Source organism: Mesorhizobium sp. M0800 (assembly GCF_040320095.1).
Taxonomy (GTDB): Bacteria; Pseudomonadota; Alphaproteobacteria; order Rhizobiales; family Rhizobiaceae; genus Mesorhizobium.
Window position 1 is genome coordinate 165,501 of the sequence record NZ_JAMYOZ010000008.1, and the last position, 17,264, is coordinate 182,764.

18 protein-coding genes are annotated in these 17,264 nt (G+C 62.9%); 17 read left to right on the forward strand and 1 reads right to left on the reverse strand.

Annotation, left to right across the window (positions count from 1 at the left end; all coding sequences use genetic code 11):
• Positions 1-15: 15 nt before the first annotated feature.
• From NKI18_RS13330 to ftsH, 16 genes are all read left to right on the forward strand, one after another.
• Positions 16-285 carry an AbrB/MazE/SpoVT family DNA-binding domain-containing protein gene (locus NKI18_RS13330; protein WP_352622658.1) on the forward strand — a complete coding sequence of 90 codons (270 nt, stop codon included), beginning with the start codon at positions 16-18 and terminating at the stop codon, positions 283-285.
• Entirely contained in the window at positions 263-685 is a 423-nt protein-coding gene (locus NKI18_RS13335) for a type II toxin-antitoxin system VapC family toxin (protein ID WP_352622660.1), read from the forward strand. Before NKI18_RS13330 ends, NKI18_RS13335 begins: the two co-directional genes overlap by 23 nt.
• 13 nt (positions 686-698) lie before the next feature.
• Complete coding sequence (ruvA, locus tag NKI18_RS13340; RefSeq protein ID WP_023678001.1) at positions 699-1,319, forward strand: Holliday junction branch migration protein RuvA; 621 nt, start codon at positions 699-701, stop codon at positions 1,317-1,319.
• 67 nt (positions 1,320-1,386) lie between these two features.
• Positions 1,387-1,671, forward strand: a complete 285-nt coding sequence (locus NKI18_RS13345; RefSeq protein ID WP_352569593.1) for an AbrB/MazE/SpoVT family DNA-binding domain-containing protein — start codon at positions 1,387-1,389, stop codon at positions 1,669-1,671.
• A complete protein-coding gene (locus tag NKI18_RS13350) occupies positions 1,668-2,072 on the forward strand; it encodes a type II toxin-antitoxin system VapC family toxin (RefSeq protein ID WP_352622663.1) in 405 nt (134 codons plus the stop codon). Before NKI18_RS13345 ends, NKI18_RS13350 begins: the two co-directional genes overlap by 4 nt.
• Positions 2,069-3,109 (forward strand): Holliday junction branch migration DNA helicase RuvB, encoded by a 1,041-nt coding sequence (gene ruvB / locus NKI18_RS13355; RefSeq protein ID WP_352454896.1) that lies wholly within the window; start codon positions 2,069-2,071, stop codon positions 3,107-3,109. The genes NKI18_RS13350 and ruvB overlap by 4 nt, the downstream gene beginning before the upstream one ends.
• A 127-nt stretch (positions 3,110-3,236) precedes the next feature.
• The gene (gene ybgC, locus NKI18_RS13360; protein ID WP_352540302.1) at positions 3,237-3,707 is read left to right on the forward strand and encodes a tol-pal system-associated acyl-CoA thioesterase; all 471 of its coding nucleotides are present in this window, start codon (positions 3,237-3,239) and stop codon (positions 3,705-3,707) included.
• A 292-nt stretch (positions 3,708-3,999) separates the two neighbouring features.
• Entirely contained in the window at positions 4,000-4,710 is a 711-nt protein-coding gene (tolQ, locus tag NKI18_RS13365; protein WP_352489260.1) for a protein TolQ, read from the forward strand.
• Between the two features lie 9 nt (positions 4,711-4,719).
• Positions 4,720-5,178, forward strand: a complete 459-nt coding sequence (tolR, locus tag NKI18_RS13370; protein WP_352522864.1) for a protein TolR — start codon at positions 4,720-4,722, stop codon at positions 5,176-5,178.
• A 7-nt stretch (positions 5,179-5,185) separates the two neighbouring features.
• Positions 5,186-6,343 carry a cell envelope integrity protein TolA gene (gene tolA, locus NKI18_RS13375; RefSeq protein WP_353019859.1) on the forward strand — a complete coding sequence of 386 codons (1,158 nt, stop codon included), beginning with the start codon at positions 5,186-5,188 and terminating at the stop codon, positions 6,341-6,343.
• A 78-nt stretch (positions 6,344-6,421) separates the two neighbouring features.
• Positions 6,422-7,693 (forward strand): Tol-Pal system beta propeller repeat protein TolB, encoded by a 1,272-nt coding sequence (gene tolB, locus NKI18_RS13380; RefSeq protein ID WP_245274748.1) that lies wholly within the window; start codon positions 6,422-6,424, stop codon positions 7,691-7,693.
• Between the two features lie 74 nt (positions 7,694-7,767).
• Positions 7,768-8,145: a four helix bundle protein gene (locus tag NKI18_RS13385; protein WP_023677993.1), complete on the forward strand. Its 378-nt coding sequence runs from the start codon at positions 7,768-7,770 to the stop codon at positions 8,143-8,145.
• A 245-nt stretch (positions 8,146-8,390) separates the two neighbouring features.
• Positions 8,391-8,897: a peptidoglycan-associated lipoprotein Pal gene (gene pal / locus NKI18_RS13390; protein WP_023677992.1), complete on the forward strand. Its 507-nt coding sequence runs from the start codon at positions 8,391-8,393 to the stop codon at positions 8,895-8,897.
• Positions 8,898-9,085: 188 nt separating this feature from the next.
• Entirely contained in the window at positions 9,086-10,201 is a 1,116-nt protein-coding gene (gene ybgF / locus NKI18_RS13395) for a tol-pal system protein YbgF (protein ID WP_352621089.1), read from the forward strand.
• 57 nt (positions 10,202-10,258) lie between these two features.
• Positions 10,259-11,689 (forward strand): tRNA lysidine(34) synthetase TilS, encoded by a 1,431-nt coding sequence (gene tilS / locus NKI18_RS13400; protein WP_352621113.1) that lies wholly within the window; start codon positions 10,259-10,261, stop codon positions 11,687-11,689.
• A 105-nt stretch (positions 11,690-11,794) separates the two neighbouring features.
• Positions 11,795-13,720, forward strand: a complete 1,926-nt coding sequence (gene ftsH, locus NKI18_RS13405) for an ATP-dependent zinc metalloprotease FtsH (protein ID WP_023677989.1) — start codon at positions 11,795-11,797, stop codon at positions 13,718-13,720.
• Between the two features lie 585 nt (positions 13,721-14,305).
• On the opposite strand, the gene NKI18_RS13410 is transcribed toward ftsH, so the two are convergent.
• Positions 14,306-14,968, reverse strand: a complete 663-nt coding sequence (locus NKI18_RS13410) for a hypothetical protein (protein ID WP_353019869.1) — start codon at positions 14,966-14,968, stop codon at positions 14,306-14,308.
• A gap of 874 nt (positions 14,969-15,842) precedes the next feature.
• Between NKI18_RS13410 and glmM the strand changes: the two genes are divergently transcribed.
• A complete protein-coding gene (glmM, locus tag NKI18_RS13415; RefSeq protein WP_031213285.1) occupies positions 15,843-17,195 on the forward strand; it encodes a phosphoglucosamine mutase in 1,353 nt (450 codons plus the stop codon).
• The last annotated feature ends 69 nt before the right edge of the window (positions 17,196-17,264 follow it).

Here is a 17,264-nt window from a genome sequence, read left to right on the forward strand (position 1 = left end):
CAACGAGGTATTACCATGCGCGTTACCACCAAGGGCCAAGTGACCATCCCGAAGGAAATACGGGATCATCTGGGTATCGGCCCGGGCTCGGAGGTGGAGTTCGTCCCCACCGAGGACGGGGCTCGTGTCATAGCCGTCGACGAAAACATGTCGGAGGAGGAAGCCTCGCGCAGATTCAGCCAGATGCTCGGCCGTATGGCCGGTACGCTGGATCTGGGGGGCATGACGACGAACGAATATATGGAATGGCTGAGGGGTCCACGTGAAGATCTCGACATTGATTGACACAAATGTCCTGATCGACGTTTGGGGTCCTGCCGGACGGGAGACGAAATGGTCGGCATCCGCGATTACCGCATGCCGGCGCGACGGCGCACTTGTTATCAATGCAATCGTCTGGTCCGAGCTCGCGCCGTTGATTGCGACCGAACAGGCTCTTCGTCAAGCAGCCGACATGCTCAAGATGGATCGCGAATTTCTGCCGTGGGAAGCAGCCTTCCTCGCTGGTGTCACGCACTCGCGCTATCGCCGCGCCGGCGGCATTCGCGAACGAACCTTGCCAGATTTCTTCATTGGAGCCCATGCGGTTGTCGCTGGGCATCGCCTGCTGACGCGCAATGCTGCGCGCTATCGCGGCTATTTCCCGGACCTCGATGTCATCTCTCCGGAAACCCACCCGGCATGATCGGCACGCTCAAATGATCGGCAAGCTAAAAGGCACGCTGGATGAGATCGACGAGGATTTCTGCATCGTCGACGTGCATGGCGTCGGCTATGTCGCCTACTGCTCGGCGCGCACGCTGGCGGCATTGCCGCGGCCGGGCGAGGCGGTCGTGCTGTTCATCGAGACTTATGTGCGCGAGGACATGCTGCGGCTCTATGGGTTCCAGTCGGTGCTGGAGCGCGAATGGTTCCGGCTGTTGATGAACAATGTGCAGGGCGTCGGCGCCAAGGTGGCGCTGGCCATCCTGTCGACGCTGGCGCCGGCCGACCTCGCCAATGCGATTGCGTTGCGCGATATCGCCATGGTCAGCCGTGCGCCGGGCGTCGGCAAGAAGGTGGCGGAGCGCATCGTCACCGAATTGAAGAACAAGGCGCCGGCCTATGCGGGCACTGCCTCCGGCACCATCGGCCTGAAGCAGGAGCTCGGCGAGGGCGTCGCCTCGGCGCCGATCACCGACGCCGTCTCGGCGCTGGTCAATCTCGGTTATTCGCGCGACACCGCCGCCAATGCGGTGGCGGCGGCGCTGAAGACGGCAGGCGAGGAGGCGGACGCCTCGAAGCTGATCCGCTTCGGCCTGAAGGAGCTGGCACGGTGAGACGTTGCTGGAAAGTGAAATTCCAACTACTATCTGATCGGTAAGAATTTTTTGCAGGAGTAAGAATATGGGCGCATATGCCAGTCTGACCTCCAAGGGACAGCTCACGATTCCAAAGGACGTCCGCGACGCCTTGTCGCTCAAGACGGGCGACACGATCGCCTGGACGGTGATGGATGGCTATTTGGTCGGGACGCCGCGCAATCTCGACTTCGCCGACCTAGCCGGATTTCTCGGCGATCCACCCGGCGGTCCCGCTTCCCTGGAAGAGATCGATGCGGCTGTGAGGGAGGCCGTAGGCCAGCACGTTGTTGGTGACAAGCCACAGGGCGGAAAAGAGGGCGACGCGTGACGTCGATAGGTATCGATACTAACGTTCTGCTTCGAATGGTGCTGAACGATGATGCCGAGCAACAGGCCAAGTCTCTCGCCTTCGGTAAGAGCCTCAGCGGCGACAAGCTCGGCTTTGTGAGTTTGATTGTGCTGGTGGAATTCAGTTGGTCACTGCTTTCGCGTTACCGGCAGCCAAAGGAGCAAATACTGGCCGCGATCCAGAGATTGCTCAAGATCAAGACGCTGGTGTTTGAGGATTTCGATGCCATCGTGATCGCGCTCGAACGATCGAATTCGAGCCAGGTCGACTTTGCTGATGCGCTGATAGCCGAGCACAATCGAAATTTCCGTTGCTCGCATACGGTCACGTTCGACCAGCGGGCTGCAAGGTCCATTGCCGGTATGGAACTGCTCGCATGAGCCTTTCGCCACGCCTCATTGCTCCCGACAGACGCGGCGAGGACGCCGAGCAGACCTTGCGGCCGCAGACGCTCGGCGACTTCGTCGGCCAGGCGGCGGTGCGGGCCAATCTCAAAGTGTTCATCGAAGCCGCCAAGGGCCGCAGCGAGGCGCTCGACCATGTGCTGTTCGTTGGCCCGCCCGGCCTCGGCAAGACGACGCTGGCGCAGATCATGGCGCGCGAGCTTGGCGTCAATTTCCGCTCGACCTCGGGTCCGGTCATCGCCAAGGCCGGCGATCTCGCGGCGCTGCTCACCAACCTCGAAGACCGCGACGTGCTGTTCATCGACGAGATCCACCGGCTCAACCCGGCGGTCGAAGAAATCCTCTATCCGGCGATGGAGGATTTCCAGCTCGACCTGATCATCGGCGAGGGGCCGGCGGCGCGCTCGGTCAAGATCGACCTGGCCCGCTTCACGCTTGTCGCCGCCACCACCCGGCTCGGCCTGTTGACCAACCCGCTGCGCGACCGGTTCGGCATTCCGGTGCGGCTCAATTTCTACTCGGTCGAGGAACTCGAGCAGATCGTGCGGCGCGGCGCCCGCATCCTTGCCATGCCGCTCGGCGACGACGGTGCTTTGGAGATCGCCCGGAGGGCGCGCGGCACGCCGCGCATCGCCGGCCGGCTGTTGCGCCGGGTGCGCGACTTCGCCAGCGTTGCCGGCGACGGCCATGTCGACCGCAAGATCGCCGACGAGGCGCTGACGCGGCTGGAGGTCGACGGGCTCGGCCTGGACGCGCTCGACCGCCGTTATCTGTCGATGATCGCCCGGAATTTCGGCGGCGGGCCGGTCGGCATCGAGACCATCGCGGCCGGGCTTTCCGAGCCACGCGATGCCATCGAGGACATCATCGAACCCTTTCTGATCCAGCAAGGCTTCATCATGCGTACCCCGCGCGGCCGCGTGCTGGCGGCCAATGCCTGGCGGCATCTCGGCCTCGACGCGCCAAAGGACCTGGCGCAGCAGCAGATCAGCCTGTTCCAGGAAGAACCCTAAGTTCCGCTGCTTATGGCTTCGGTGCTGGCAGTCCCCGGCCCAGCCCTCCAGGTCTTGATCATCGCCGGTCTATGCGCAAAACAGGTGTTGCTTGAAACAGGGCCTGTCGGGCCAAAAGGATAGCGCAATGGACGATCACGGTGAATCGGCATTGTCCGCCGGACTTTCCGGCGCGCTGACGGAATTCGGCCATCGACTGATGGCGCGGGTCTATTATGCAGACACCGATTTTTCCGGCGTCGTCTACCACGCGCGCTATCTCGAATTCTTCGAGCGCGGCCGTTCCGACTATCTGCGGCTGGCCGGCGTCCACCACACCGAGCTTGCCGACGGCAAGCATGGCGAGAAAATAGTCTGGGTGGTGCGGCGCATGGAGATCGATTTCCGCGGTTCGGCCCGCATGGACGACATCCTGACCATCGACACGCGCACCGACGAGATTTCCGGCGCCCGCATCGTCATGGCGCAGCAATTGAAGCGCGGCAGCGAAGTGCTGGTCGAGGCGCGTGTCGAAGCGGCGATCGTCGGCGAGAACGGGCGGCCGCGGCGCTTTCCCAAGGACTGGGTGGCAGCCTTCATGCCCGGAACGCGCAAATAAGAGTTCGGAGGCGGAAGATCCGGAGCTCCCGGTCGGGGCGAGGATCGCCGTCGGCGTCGGGGCGCGGCAATGCGCCGCGCTGTACGTCCTAACCCATCCTTAACCATAACGGTCCATGAAGGGACTGGTTAAGATTGGGAGAATCCAAGCGCCTTCCTTTCACCAATATTTGCCCCGAAAAGGCCGCCAACGGTGCATTTGGGGTTATTCCGCAAGCTTAACGCGAACGGACCACAAGGGATGCCCATGGGCCAGCCGCCAGCCACGCCCGGAAAATCTTTAAGGACGTAACATGGAAAACATCGCTCTCGCCGACCCGGGCGCGCATTTATCGATTTGGGCCTTGTTCATGCAGGCCGGTTGGGTGGTCAAGCTGGTCATGATCGGCTTGCTCTGCGCCTCGATCTGGACCTGGGCGATCATCGTCGACAAGCTCGTCGCCTATGCCCGCATGCGGCTGGCGCTCAACCGCTTCGAACAGGTGTTCTGGTCGGGGCAGTCGCTGGAAGAGCTTTACCGCACGCTCGCCGACCGCAAGACGACCGGCATGAGCGCGATCTTCGTCGCCGCCATGCGCGAATGGAAGAAAAGCTTCGAGAAGGGCGCGAAATCGCCGCTCGGCCTGCAGACCCGCATCGACAAGGCTATGGATCTGGCGCTGACCCGCGAGATGGAAAAACTTGAAGGGCGGCTCGGCTTCCTCGCCACCACCGGCTCGGCGGCGCCGTTCATCGGCCTGTTCGGCACGGTTATCGGCATCATGACCTCGTTCCAGGCGATCGCCGCCTCGAAGAACACCAGCCTGTCGGTGGTCGCGCCCGGCATCGCCGAAGCGCTGCTGGCGACAGCCATCGGCCTGCTCGCCGCAATCCCGGCCGTCATCGCCTACAACAAGCTGTCGTCCGACGCGAGCAAGATCGCGGTGCGCATGGAAGGGTTCGCGGATGAGTTCTCCGCCATACTCTCGCGCCAAATCGATGAAAAAGTCGCGCAGAAGGCCTGAGGAACGATCATGGGAATGTCCGTAAGCGCAGGTGGCGGAGGACGCGGCGGGCGCGGCCACAGGCGGCGCGGCCGCCATCACGCCTTGATATCGGAGATCAACGTCACGCCGATGGTCGACGTGATGCTGGTGCTGCTGATCATCTTCATGGTCGCGGCGCCGTTGCTGACGGTCGGCGTGCCGATCGACCTGCCGGATACCCAGGCCAAAGCGATGAACGCCGATACGCAGCCTATAACCGTGTCCATCAACTCGGCCGGTCAGATCTACCTCCAGGAAACCGAGATCCCGATCGAGGAGCTGGTGGCAAAGCTGCAGGCGATCTCGAAGACCGGCTATGACGAGCGCATTTTCATCAGGGGTGACAAGTCCACCGACTATGGCACTGCCATGAAGGTGATGGCCCGCATCTCGGCTGCTGGCTACAAGAATATCGGCCTGGTTTCACTGCAGGAACAGGATCAGTAGACGCAAGATGAGGACCGGCCTCACCACATCGGTGATCTTGCATACGGTGGCGATCGCCTTCGGGCTGTTCACGCTGTCGGCGCCGCCCGCGATGCCTGCGTCCGATGCGGAATCGGTGTCGGTCGAGATCGTGCCGATGGAAGCGACGGCACAGGTCCTGCAAGGCGACAAGAAGGCTGTAATGCACGACAAGCCGGCGCCGGTACCGACGCAGCGTCCCGACATCGTTCCCGATGCCCAGAAAGTCGGCGATAACAGCGTCGACACCGACAAGCCGCCGACACCTGAGCCCAAGCCCCAGCCGGTCGACATGACGGCGGCTCCGCCACCCGCGCCGACGCCGGTCGAACAGCCCAAGCCCGAGGACGTGCCGAAGCCGAAGGAAGAGCCGAAGCCTATTCCCGCTACGGAGGTGGCGCCGGTGCCGCAGCCGAAGGAAGAGGTCAAGCCCGAACCTGTCAAGCAGACCGAGCCCAAGCCGACGCCGGCCAAGGAGCCGACGCCCACGCCGCCGCAGGACAAGACTGCCGCGATCGATCCGCAGCCCGAGGTCAAGCCGGATGCCGTCGCCGAGGCGATTGCCAAGCAACCGCCAACCGAGGAGGCGCAGCTTCCGGATTCGGCGCCGGCGCCCGAGGCTCGGCCGAAGCCGCAGCCGGCCCAGGCCGAAAGCGCCAAGGCGCCGGAGCGCAAGGACGCCGACAAGCCGGTCAAGGAAGCCTCATCCAAGCCGAAATCGGACGACAAGCAATTCAACGCCGACGAGATCTCGGCTCTGCTCGACAAGCGGAAGCCAGCCGGTGGCGGCGCCAAGCGCTCGACCCAGCAGGCATCGCTCGGCGGCGAGAAGGATCAGGGCCAGAAGCTTTCGAAATCGGAGCAGGGGGCATTGGAGGCCCAGCTTGGTGGTTGCTGGACGCTTCCGGCAGGGCTCGAGGGTTCGGAGAATTTCGTCGTCGTGGTCCGGTTTAATCTGGACGCCTCCGGCAAGCTGGATGGCCGGCCGAGCGTTGAAAAGTCGAGCGGAAACCGCCCGTTTGACGAAAGTGCAGTGCGCGCGGTTCAGAAATGCGATGTGGCCGGCTTGCAGGTTCCGGCGGGCAAGCAAGACATCTGGTCCGACGTTCGGGTCACTTTTGACCCCAGGGAGATGCTCGGTCTTTAGGCCCGGCGCTCACAGAATCAGCGAAAGAAGCGAGAAGACATGAAATCCATCCTCAAGCCGCTCCTGACGATCGCAGCGATGGCGCTGGGTATGACTGTTGCTGTCACCCTGCCGGCGCGGGCGCTCGTTGAGCTCAACGTCAATAAAGGCAATGTCGAGCCGTTGCCGATCGCCATCACGGACTTCCAGGGCGGCGATGCGCTCGGCGCCGAGATTTCCGGCATCGTCAGTGCCGACCTGAAACGCTCCGGCCTGTTCGCGCCGATCGACAAAAGCGCTTTCATTGAAAAGATCTCGAACCCGGATGCCACGCCGCGCTTCGAAGACTGGAAGGTGATCAATGCGCAGGCGCTGGTCACCGGCAGTGTCGGCAAGGAGGCTGACGGCCGCATTCGCGCCCAGTACCGGTTGTGGGACACGTTTGCCGGCCAGCAGATGTCGGGCGAGCAGTTCTTCGCCAATGACGCCAATACCAGGCGCGTCGCCCATATCATCGCCGATGCGATCTACGAGCGGCTGACCGGCGAGAAGGGCTATTTCGACACGCGCGTCGTCTTCATCGACGAATCCGGTGCCAAGAATGCGCGCAAGAAGCGGCTTGCCATCATGGACCAGGACGGCGCCAACGTCCGCTATCTGTCGAACGGCAAATCGATCGTGCTGACGCCGCGCTTCTCGCCGAACCGGCAGGAAATCACCTACATGTCCTATGAAAGCGGCCAACCGCGGGTCTATCTTTTGCAGATCGAGACGGGGCAGCGCGAGCTGGTCGGCAATTTCCCCGGCATGACGTTTGCGCCGCGCTTTTCGCCGGACGGCCAGAAGGTGATCATGAGCCTGCTGCGCGATGACGGCAATTCCAACATCTTCGCCATGGATCTGAGAAGCCGCTCGACGACCAGGCTCACCAACTCGACCGCCATCGATACCTCGCCGTCCTACTCGCCTGACGGCAGCAAGGTGGTGTTCACCTCGGATCGCGGCGGCCGCGCGCAGATCTATGTGATGGGCGCCGACGGCTCGGGCCAGACCCGCATCTCGTTCGGCGACGGCGTCTATTCGACGCCGGTGTGGTCGCCGCGCGGCGATCTCATCGCCTTCACCAAGCAGACCGGCGGCGAATTCCAGATCGGCGTCATGCGCACCGACGGTTCGGGTGAGCGCATCCTGTCCACCGGCTTTCAGCAGGAAGGGCCGACCTGGGCGCCCAACGGCCGGGTGCTGATGTTCTTCCGCGATTCCAATGGCGGACCAAAACTTGTTTCGGTCGATCTCACCGGCCGCAACGAACAGTCGATCCCGACGGCGAACTTCGCCTCGGATCCGGCCTGGTCGCCGCTGCTGGAGTGATGGAAGAAGAACTGAGGAATTGAAGAACTGACGAACTGACGAGTTGAAGAACTGAAGAGTTGAAGAACTGAAGAATGGAGAAGGCAGGGGTCTACATCGAGCACGCGAGGGATTTAGAAGTCTATAAGCGTGCCTATGCGGTTTCCCTTGGGGTACACAGAGCCACGCTTGCTTTTCCGAAAATGGAGCAATACGCGCTCGCCGATCAACTACGTCGTTCCAGCAAGGCGATCTGCGCCAATTTGGCCGAAGGCTTTGCCAAACAGACTCACTCCAAGCCCGAATTCGCACGCTTCATTTCGATGGCCATAGGATCATGCAGTGAGGTGGAGACCTGGATTTCGTATGCGTTCGACCTCGAGTACATCACACAGGCGCAACGCGACGATTGGTTGCAATCCTATGCCCGCATCTACGGAATGCTGGTCAATCTCAGAGAGAAGCTGAGGTGATCTCTTTCTTCAATTCCTCAGTTCTTCAGTTCCTCAATTCCCTCTTTTTCATGTTTTGGCCGCATTTCCGCCTACGGTCCGCGCTCATTGTGGCTCATCGGGGTGGCTCCTCAGGATATCCCCTGCATAAGGGCTGCGGACGGCAGCCGAAACCAAATTTTAACCGTGTTTCTTGAGCGTCGGTTAACCCAAACGTGGTTACTGGACGATCAATGAAATCACTCGAATTGCGAAGGAGAGGCGGCATGGGCCGTATCGCAGCACTTACCACAAACCCGGTCATGATCGCTCTGGTCGCTATGCTCGCGATCACCGGTTGCGCCTCGAAGAAGACGCCGAACAGCGCCGCCGATCTCGGCCTCAACGGCGCTGGCGCGGCAACGCCCGGGTCGGCCCAGGACTTTACCGTCAATATCGGCGACCGCATCTTCTTCGATACCGATTCGTCCTCGATCCGCGCCGATGCGCAGACGACGCTGTCGCGCCAGGCGCAGTGGCTGAACCAGTACAAGCAGTATGCCATCGTCATCGAAGGCCATGCCGACGAGCGCGGCACGCGCGAATACAATCTGGCGCTCGGCGCCCGCCGTGCTGCCGCCACACGCGACTTCCTGGTCGCCAAGGGTGTTTCGGCGCAGCGCCTGAAGACCATTTCCTACGGCAAGGAGCGTCCGGTCGCGGTTTGCGACGACATCTCCTGCTGGTCGCAGAACCGCCGCGCCGTAACCACGCTGGGCGGCGCCGGTTCCTGATCGGCATAAATGCAACACTTGGTGCGAAAGGCGGCCAAAAGGCCGCCTTTTTCATATCTGCTCGCTCCAAACAAAATTTGGCCGAAGTCTCACGTCCTGTTAAGAGCCGAGAGCGTCTGGCTAGTCCCCAGTTGACTGGTCTACTTCGAATGAGAGGCGCGCAACAATGGTTTCACGGCGAGAGGCACATGCATTTCAGAACGGTCTTGAGCGGCACGCTTGCGCTGCTGCTCGTATCAAGTATCGCGGCACTTGCTGACGGTATCGGGGCAAACGGCGCCGGGCAGTCATCGGAAAGCGGTTTTTCCTTCCACCTGCCGACGATCAAACTGCCCGGCATTTTCGGCGAAAAGAAAAAGCCGGATCAGGTTCAATTCGCGCAACAGGATGGCACCGGCACTCCGGCGCTGGAGGAACAGCTCCGGCAGATGAATGGCAAGATCGAGGAACTCAATTTCCAGGTCCTGCAGATGCAGGAGCAGATCCGCAAGCAGCAGGAAGACAACGAATTCCGCTTCCAGCAGTTGGAAGGCGGTCCGCAAGGCGCGCAGCAGCCGGCCGAGCAGAAGAAGTCCGAGGCGGCGCCTAGCAGCGACAGCCCCAACGGCGACAGTAACGTGGCGGAGGCGCCGGGGACGCCGGCTCCGGCCGATGCGGGCAAGGCGGCAGATGGCGACAAGAGCGTCGAGGACGTCATCGTCGAATCGCCCAACGGCGATCCCGGCAAGCTGATCCCCGGCGCGCCGCCCAAGAGGTTCGGCACCATCACCGTCGACAAAAACGGCAATGTCGTCGAAGCCGACGGCAATGCGCAAGCGAATGCGCCGCAGCAGAATACGGCCCCAGCCGACGGCGCCAGCGCAGCCGGCAACAAGGCCGGTAAATCCGATGATACGGTGGTCGCGGCACTCCCGTCGACCAACGATCCGGAAGAGCTTTACCGCAATTCTTACCAGTTCATCCTGTCGGGCGACTACAGCACCGCCGAACAGGGCTTCCGCGACCATATCGCCCGTTTTCCCAGAGACGCCAAGGCGGCGGACGCGCATTACTGGCTCGGTGAATCGCTGCTCGGCCAGCAGAAATACCGCGATGCGGCCGAGACTTTCCTCGCTGCCAGCAAGGACTATCCCAAGGCCAAGAAGGCGCCCGACATGCTGCTGAAACTCGGCGTTTCACTGGTCGGGCTGAAGCAGCGCGACGTGGCCTGTGCCACTTTCAGCGAGATCGGCAAGCGCTACCCCGATATTTCCGGCGCGCTCAAGGAGCGGGTCAAGCAGGAAAGGGCACTCGCGGCGTGCTAGTTTTTCCGTTGTGTGTCGTTGCCGCAAAACCGGGCCCACTTTTGGGCGACATGCATGATGCTCGACACCGAGCCTGACCTTTCGGATTTTTCGCGGATCGACTTTTCCAACGGCGCTGTTGCGGCCGTGTCCGGCGGCAGCGACTCGACCGCCCTTCTCCTCCTCCTCAAAGCCCATCTCGACCGTAACGCGCCGGCAACGAAATTGCTGGCGGTGACGATCGATCACCAATTGCGGCCGCAAGCGGCAGCGGAAGCGCAAGCCGTGGCCAGGCTGTGCGCGGCGCGCGGCATTGCCCATCGCGTCCTCGCCTGGTCGGGGCACAAACCATCGACCGGCCTGCCCGCCGCCGCTCGCGAAGCGCGATACCGGCTGCTCGCCGAGGCCGCCGACGCGGCAGGCATCGGCCTGATCCTGACCGGTCACACCGCCGACGACCAGGCCGAGACCGTGCTGATGCGGCAAGCACGTGACGACGGGCCAGGTGAGGAGAGGCCGCGCGAGGAAGGGCGGGGCCTTGCCGGCATGGCGCCGGCAACCCTCTACGAGTGGCGGCACTGGATCGTGCGGCCGCTGCTCGGCGTAAGGCGTGAGGCACTGCGCGAATTCCTGCGGCGTGAACAGGTTGCCTGGATCGAAGATCCGACCAATGCCGACACCGCTTTCGAGCGGCCGCGCGTCCGCGCAGCACTTGCCGAAGGCGATGGTGCGCCTCGCGTGGCTGAAGCGATAGCGCTGGCCAGAAAGGCGGCGGCCGAGCGTGAGCAGCTGGGACATCGCGCGGCCATGCTGATCCGCAGCTTGGCCTCCAGGCCGGCCGCCGGCCTCGTCCGCCTCGATCGGGATTTTGCGACGGCCGCCGACAGCCGGGCGGCCATTTATGCGCTGCGCATCCTGCTGGCGGCGACCGGCGGCACCGCCTTCCTTCCCGACCAGGCCCGCAGCGAAGCCCTTTTCGGCCGGTTCCGCACCGGGCCGCTTTGTGCCACATTGTCGCGGACCGTGATCGATGCCCGGCGTACCGGCATCTTTCTGCACCGCGAATTGCGGGATCTGCCGCCCGCTGTTGCGCTTTCCGGCAATGCGCTTTGGGACTGCCGCAGACGGATCACATTGGGCGACAGTTCAGGTGCATTGTTGATCGCGCCGCTGTTGGTAGCACCGCTCGGGGCGGCTCTTGCCGCAAAGCGGGCAATTGAAGGGCATGGCACGCCGGCAAGCCTTGTACGTGCCGCCTTGGCCGCCGAGCCGGCGCTATGGCAGGATGGCGAATGCCTTGGTTTGCTCGGGGAAGGCCCGGGTTTGCCCGAGGAAGGCCCGATGCCGGCGGCTGTCGCCGCATATCCGGCAGTCGCGCCCTTCGCCCGTTTCCTGCCGTCCTTCGATCTGGCGCCGGCCGATGCCGTCGCCGCCTTGCTTGGCGCGGCGCCGGTTCCAGCCTCGCCATTCGGTGGCCACAGTGCCGGCCTACCACGGGCGAATGCTTAACCGAGACCTGCTGTTATGCTTGGCAAGGGGGAACGCTCTCCCTATGTTAGGGCCAAGTTTCCTCTCACCACGCGTGTCCGCCCAGCGGCGCCAACGGGACAATTGATGAATCCGAATTATCGCAACCTCGCGCTCTGGGCGATCATAGCGGTCCTGCTCATCGCTCTCTTCAATCTTTTCCAAACGCCCCAGACGCGTGGAGCCTCGAGCGATGTTCCCTATTCGCAGTTCCTGCAGGAAGTCGCGGCGGGACGGATCAAGTCGGTGACCATCGCCGGCGCCCGTATCTCCGGCAACTACACGGACAGTTCCAACGGCTTCCAGACCTATTCGCCTGGGGACCCGTCGCTGGTTTCGCGGCTGCAGGACAAGAACGTCACCATCAATGCGCGTCCTGAGTCCGACGGCTCCAATTCGCTGTTCGGCACCCTGATCTCCTGGCTGCCGATGATCCTCATCCTCGGCGTCTGGATATTCTTCATGCGCCAGATGCAGTCCGGTTCCGGCCGCGCCATGGGCTTCGGCAAGTCGAAGGCCAAGCTTTTGACCGAAGCACATGGCCGCGTCACCTTCCAGGACGTCGCCGGCGTCGACGAAGCCAAGGAAGATCTGGAAGAGATCGTCGAGTTCCTGCGCGACCCGCAGAAATTCCAGCGGCTCGGCGGCAAGATCCCACGCGGCGTGCTGCTCGTCGGTCCTCCCGGAACCGGCAAGACGCTGCTCGCCCGCTCGGTCGCGGGTGAAGCCAACGTGCCGTTCTTCACCATTTCGGGCTCGGACTTCGTCGAGATGTTCGTCGGCGTCGGCGCAAGCCGCGTCCGCGACATGTTCGACCAAGCCAAGAAGAACGCGCCTTGCATCATCTTCATCGACGAAATCGACGCGGTCGGCCGCCATCGCGGCGCCGGCCTCGGCGGCGGCAATGATGAACGCGAGCAGACGCTGAACCAGCTGCTGGTCGAGATGGATGGCTTCGAATCCAACGAAAGCATCATCCTGATCGCCGCCACCAACCGGCCAGACGTGCTCGATCCGGCGCTGCTGAGGCCGGGCCGCTTCGACCGCCAGGTGGTGGTGCCGAACCCCGACATCGTCGGCCGCGAGAAGATCCTGAAAGTGCATGTGCGCAACGTGCCGCTGGCGCCCAATGTCGACCTCAAGGTGATCGCGCGCGGCACGCCGGGCTTTTCCGGCGCCGACCTGATGAACCTGGTCAACGAATCCGCCCTGATGGCGGCGCGGCGCAACAAGCGCCTCGTCACCATGGCCGAATTCGAGGACGCCAAGGACAAGATCATGATGGGCGCCGAGCGCCGCTCGTCGGCGATGACGCAGGCCGAGAAGGAGCTGACCGCCTATCATGAGGCCGGCCATGCCATCCTGGCGCTCAACGTGCCGTCGGCCGATCCGCTGCACAAGGCGACCATCATCCCGCGCGGCCGGGCACTCGGCATGGTCATGCAGCTGCCGGAAGGCGACCGCTATTCGATGAGCTACAAATACATGATCTCGCGCCTCGCCATCATGATGGGCGGCCGTGTCGCCGAGGAGTTCAAGTTCGGCAAGGAGAACATCACCTCCGGCGCCTCCTCCGATATCGAGCAGGCGACCAAGCTGGCGCGTGCCATGGTGACGCGCTGGGGTTTCTCCGACAAGCTCGGCCATGTCGCCTATGGCGACAACCAGGAGGAGGTGTTCCTCGGCCATTCGGTGGCGCGCACGCAGAACATCTCGGAAGAGACGGCGCAGATCATCGACGCCGAAGTGCGCCGGCTGATCGACGAGGCCTATTCGACGGCAAGGTCCATCCTGACCAAGAAAAAGAAGGAATGGATCGCGCTGGCGCAGGGCCTGCTCGAATACGAGACGCTGTCCGGCGAGGAGATCAAGCAGCTGATCGCCGGCAATAAGCCAGCGCGCGACCTTGGCGACGACACGCCGCCGAGCCGCGGCTCGGCCGTGCCGAAGTCCGGCCGCCGCAAGAAGGGCCCCGAGCCCGAAGGCGGCATGGAACCCCAGCCGTCAAGCTAGGCTCCGGCCCAGGACAGATCGACTTCGAAACGCCGCGGCTCTAACCGCGGCGTTTTCTTTTGGGAATGCGATCCTTCCTGCATCGCTGGAAACTGGCGAAAGTGACGATGACGGCCAATCTCCCGCCTCGTGGGGGAGATGTCCGGCAGGACAGAGCGGGGCGCGAAGGAATGGGGCCTTCTATCGTCCTCGTTGACGACTTCGGGAAGATCGACAAGGCGCGCCGGAGAATGAAGTTCGCATTTTTTGCCGGCCGCGCCACATTTTGTTCTTGCTTTGTGCCGGCAGGTATGCTACTAATTTGAGTATGGTGCCAATTGGCGCCGCCGACCCGCCCACGGAGGCGGGTTTTTTTATTTTAGGCTCCTTTTCGACCAAGCGTCGCGCGTGCTGGCGACCATCGATGTCGGCGGGACAGTGCCCTGGACAGTGCCCTCTGTCCTGCCGGACATCTCCCCCACGAGGGGCAGATTGGCAGCGGCGCCGCTTGCGCGCGGATGGCGCTCCTCGCACGTGTTCGGCAGCAACAAAAAAGCCCGCGAACCTTGCGGCTCGCGGGCTCATGTCGTCGGATGGTGGCGCCGGTCAGCTCTTCAGCTTGGCGTTGCAGAGGCTGTAGAAGCCGCCGCCCTTCTGGATCCACCTGAGGCCGCCCAGCGTGTTGGCGTCCTTGTTGGCGTAATAGAGGTCGAGGCAGGTGTGCATGCGGCCCTTGGCCGGGGTCTCGGTTGCATACTTCTTGGAGATCGCCGTCGGGAATTTCACGCCCTGGGGGGCGGTGATGGTCGGCGGTTGCGGATCGCCGGTGTACTTGGCATCGGGAGCCGGCAGGGTGTCGTCGTCGGCTGCGCCGGCGCCGCATTGGCTCTTGCGGAAGTCGTTCCACTTCATGCCATACAGCGTGTTGCCGGCCTTGGCAGCCTGATATTTGGCGCTGCAATCCGCCATGCTGAGGCCTTTGCCGGTATCGGTCGCGGCGGCTGTTGTCGCCTTGGCAGGTGCCGCGGCAGGCTGTGCGGCTGCAGTTGCGCCGGCGGCGCATTCACTCTTGCGGAAGTCGTTCCATTTCATGCCGTTGAGCGTGCCGGCAGCCTTGGCGGCCTGGTATTTGGTGCTGCATTCCTTGGCCGTCAGCCCAGGCGCCGCGTCATCGCTGCTGGCCGCCGCTGCTTTGGTCGTGGCAGCGGGTTGTGCGGCTGCCGTCGCGCCGGCGGCGCACTGGGTCTTGCGGAAATCGTTCCACTTCATGCCGTTCAGCGTGCCGGCAGCCTTGGCGGCCTGGTATTTGGTGCTGCACTCCTTCGCCGTCAGGCCCGGCGCCGCATCGTCGGCGGCGGCTGCCTTGGTCGTGCCGGCGGCCTTGGCCGTGGCTTTGGCTGGCGCGGGTTCGGTTGTAGCGGCGGTGGCATCGGTGCCGCATTGGGCCTTGCGGAACTGGTTCCAGTTCTGCCCGCCAAGCGTTCCCGCATCCTTAGCCGCGTTATACTTGGTGCTGCACTCGGCCATGGTCAGCGCGTTGGCAGGCGCCGCCAGGAATAAGGTCGCGACGGCAAGACCCGTCAAAGTGGCAAGTCGGTGGATGAGCATGCGTTTTCTCCCTACGGCGGTTCATGATATGTCCCAGTGCAGCAATAGCGCTCAACGGCTGGTTGCGCCAGATGCTAAGTAGCGCAGAGACAAATTTAGAAGTGCATTCTTTTCTTTAAGGTGATGAATTCGTTGCCGGGACTGTCTCCCGGCCAAGTTCGTGCGGGTGCATTGCACGGAGAGCGCGCATATGGCTGGTTCCCAGCGAGGACACTGCGTCGCATGACGGCCAGTCAAATCGGCGGGTGCGGCGGACCTGAGCCTACCGCTGTCTGGAGCAGCACGATGCGGATTCGAGTTCAAGGCCACACTGGCACAGACCAAAGGATCCAGATGAGGTTTGAGTTGACGTTTCTGATGTTGCTGCCGCAACAAGGGCTCGGAACTTGAAAATCAACACACTAGCGTGACGCAAAACACACAAAACAATAATTTTCTAAGGATTGGTCGTCCATAATCATACAATGTGATGACGGGGCTTGGGCCATTTTATGGCATGAGATGCTCGGAAAGAACCATCGGGAAGCTGGCGAACATGGCAGGACATTATTTCGGTACGGACGGCATTCGTGGGCGAGCCAACAAGTTTCCAATGACGGCGGAGGTCGCCATGCGGGTTGGCATGGCCGCCGGCCTCTCGTTCCAGCGCGGCAGCCACCGCCACCGCGTCGTGCTCGGCAAGGATACCAGGCTTTCCGGCTACATGATCGAGAACGCCATGGTGTCCGGCCTGTGCGCCGCCGGCATGGATGTCTTCCTGCTCGGCCCGATTCCGACGCCGGCTGTTGCCATGCTGGTGCGCTCGCTGCGCGCCGATATCGGCGTGATGATCTCTGCCTCGCACAACCCCTATTACGACAACGGCATCAAGCTGTTCGGTCCCGATGGCTACAAGCTGTCTGATGAGATCGAGGAGCGTATCGAGGGGATGCTCGACAAGGATATCGAACTGGCGCTCGCCGATTCCGATGGGCTCGGCCGCGCCAAACGCGTCGACGGCGTGCATGACCGCTATATCGAATTCGCCAAGCGCACGCTGCCGCGCTCGATGTCGCTGTCGGGCCTGCGCATCGTCGTCGATTGCGCCAATGGCGCCGCCTACAAGGTGGCGCCCGACGCGCTGTGGGAACTCGGCGCCGAGGTCGTTGCCATCAATGTCGAGCCCAACGGCTTCAACATCAACAAGGAATGCGGCTCGACTCATCCGGCCGGCCTGCAAAAGAAGGTGCACGAGGTGCGCGCCGATATCGGCATTGCGCTCGACGGCGATGCCGACCGCGTCGTCATCGTCGACGAGAACGGCGCGATCGTCGATGGCGACCAGATCATGGCACTGATCGCCGAATCCTGGCACCAGAGCGGACGGCTGGCCGGCGGCGGCGTCGTCTCGACGGTGATGTCCAATCTCGGCCTCGAACGCTTCCTCGGCGACATGAACCTGCAGTTGCATCGCACCAAGGTCGGTGACCGCTATGTCGTCGAGCACATGCGTGCCCATGGGCTCAATGTCGGCGGCGAACAGTCGGGCCACATCGTGCTGTCCGATTTCTCGACTACCGGCGACGGGCTCGTCTCGGCGCTCCAGGTGCTCGCCTGCATCAAGCGGCATAACCGGCCGGTCAGCGAACTGTCGAAGAAATTCGAGCCGGTGCCGCAGCTTTTGAAGAATGTGCATATTTCCGGCGGCAAGCCGCTGGAGGAGGCGCCGGTCAAAGCGGCGATCGAAGATGCGCGCAATCGCCTCGGCAAGGCCGGGCGCCTGGTCATCCGGCCATCCGGCACGGAGCCGCTCATCCGCGTCATGGCGGAGGGCGACGACCCGCAGCTTGTCGAGTCCGTGGTCAACGACATCGTCGAGGTCATTTCGGAAACGCGCAGCGCCGCCTGATCTCCCTCCAACATCGGTTCAAAAGCCCGCCTTGCCGGCGGGCTTTTTTATTGGGTCGCGGCCAGCTCC

Bases quoted from the DNA above. Each gene is read 5' to 3' on its own strand.
- ruvA (WP_023678001.1), top strand. From the start codon at position 699: ATGATCGGCAAGCTAAAAGGCACGCTGGATGAGATCGACGAGGATTTC.
- tilS (WP_352621113.1), top strand. From the start codon at position 10,259: ATGCTCGACACCGAGCCTGACCTTTCGGATTTTTCGCGGATCGACTTT.
- NKI18_RS13330 (WP_352622658.1), top strand. From the start codon at position 16: ATGCGCGTTACCACCAAGGGCCAAGTGACCATCCCGAAGGAAATACGG.
- pal (WP_023677992.1), top strand. From the start codon at position 8,391: ATGGGCCGTATCGCAGCACTTACCACAAACCCGGTCATGATCGCTCTG.
- ruvB (WP_352454896.1), top strand. From the start codon at position 2,069: ATGAGCCTTTCGCCACGCCTCATTGCTCCCGACAGACGCGGCGAGGAC.
- NKI18_RS13345 (WP_352569593.1), top strand. From the start codon at position 1,387: ATGGGCGCATATGCCAGTCTGACCTCCAAGGGACAGCTCACGATTCCA.
- NKI18_RS13410 (WP_353019869.1), bottom strand. From the start codon at position 14,968: ATGAAGTGGAACGATTTCCGCAAGACCCAGTGCGCCGCCGGCGCGACG.
- tolB (WP_245274748.1), top strand. From the start codon at position 6,422: ATGGCGCTGGGTATGACTGTTGCTGTCACCCTGCCGGCGCGGGCGCTC.
- tolQ (WP_352489260.1), top strand. From the start codon at position 4,000: ATGGAAAACATCGCTCTCGCCGACCCGGGCGCGCATTTATCGATTTGG.
- tolR (WP_352522864.1), top strand. From the start codon at position 4,720: ATGGGAATGTCCGTAAGCGCAGGTGGCGGAGGACGCGGCGGGCGCGGC.
- ftsH (WP_023677989.1), top strand. From the start codon at position 11,795: ATGAATCCGAATTATCGCAACCTCGCGCTCTGGGCGATCATAGCGGTC.
- ybgF (WP_352621089.1), top strand. From the start codon at position 9,086: ATGCATTTCAGAACGGTCTTGAGCGGCACGCTTGCGCTGCTGCTCGTA.
- glmM (WP_031213285.1), top strand. From the start codon at position 15,843: ATGGCAGGACATTATTTCGGTACGGACGGCATTCGTGGGCGAGCCAAC.
- tolA (WP_353019859.1), top strand. From the start codon at position 5,186: ATGAGGACCGGCCTCACCACATCGGTGATCTTGCATACGGTGGCGATC.
- NKI18_RS13385 (WP_023677993.1), top strand. From the start codon at position 7,768: ATGGAGAAGGCAGGGGTCTACATCGAGCACGCGAGGGATTTAGAAGTC.
- ybgC (WP_352540302.1), top strand. From the start codon at position 3,237: ATGGACGATCACGGTGAATCGGCATTGTCCGCCGGACTTTCCGGCGCG.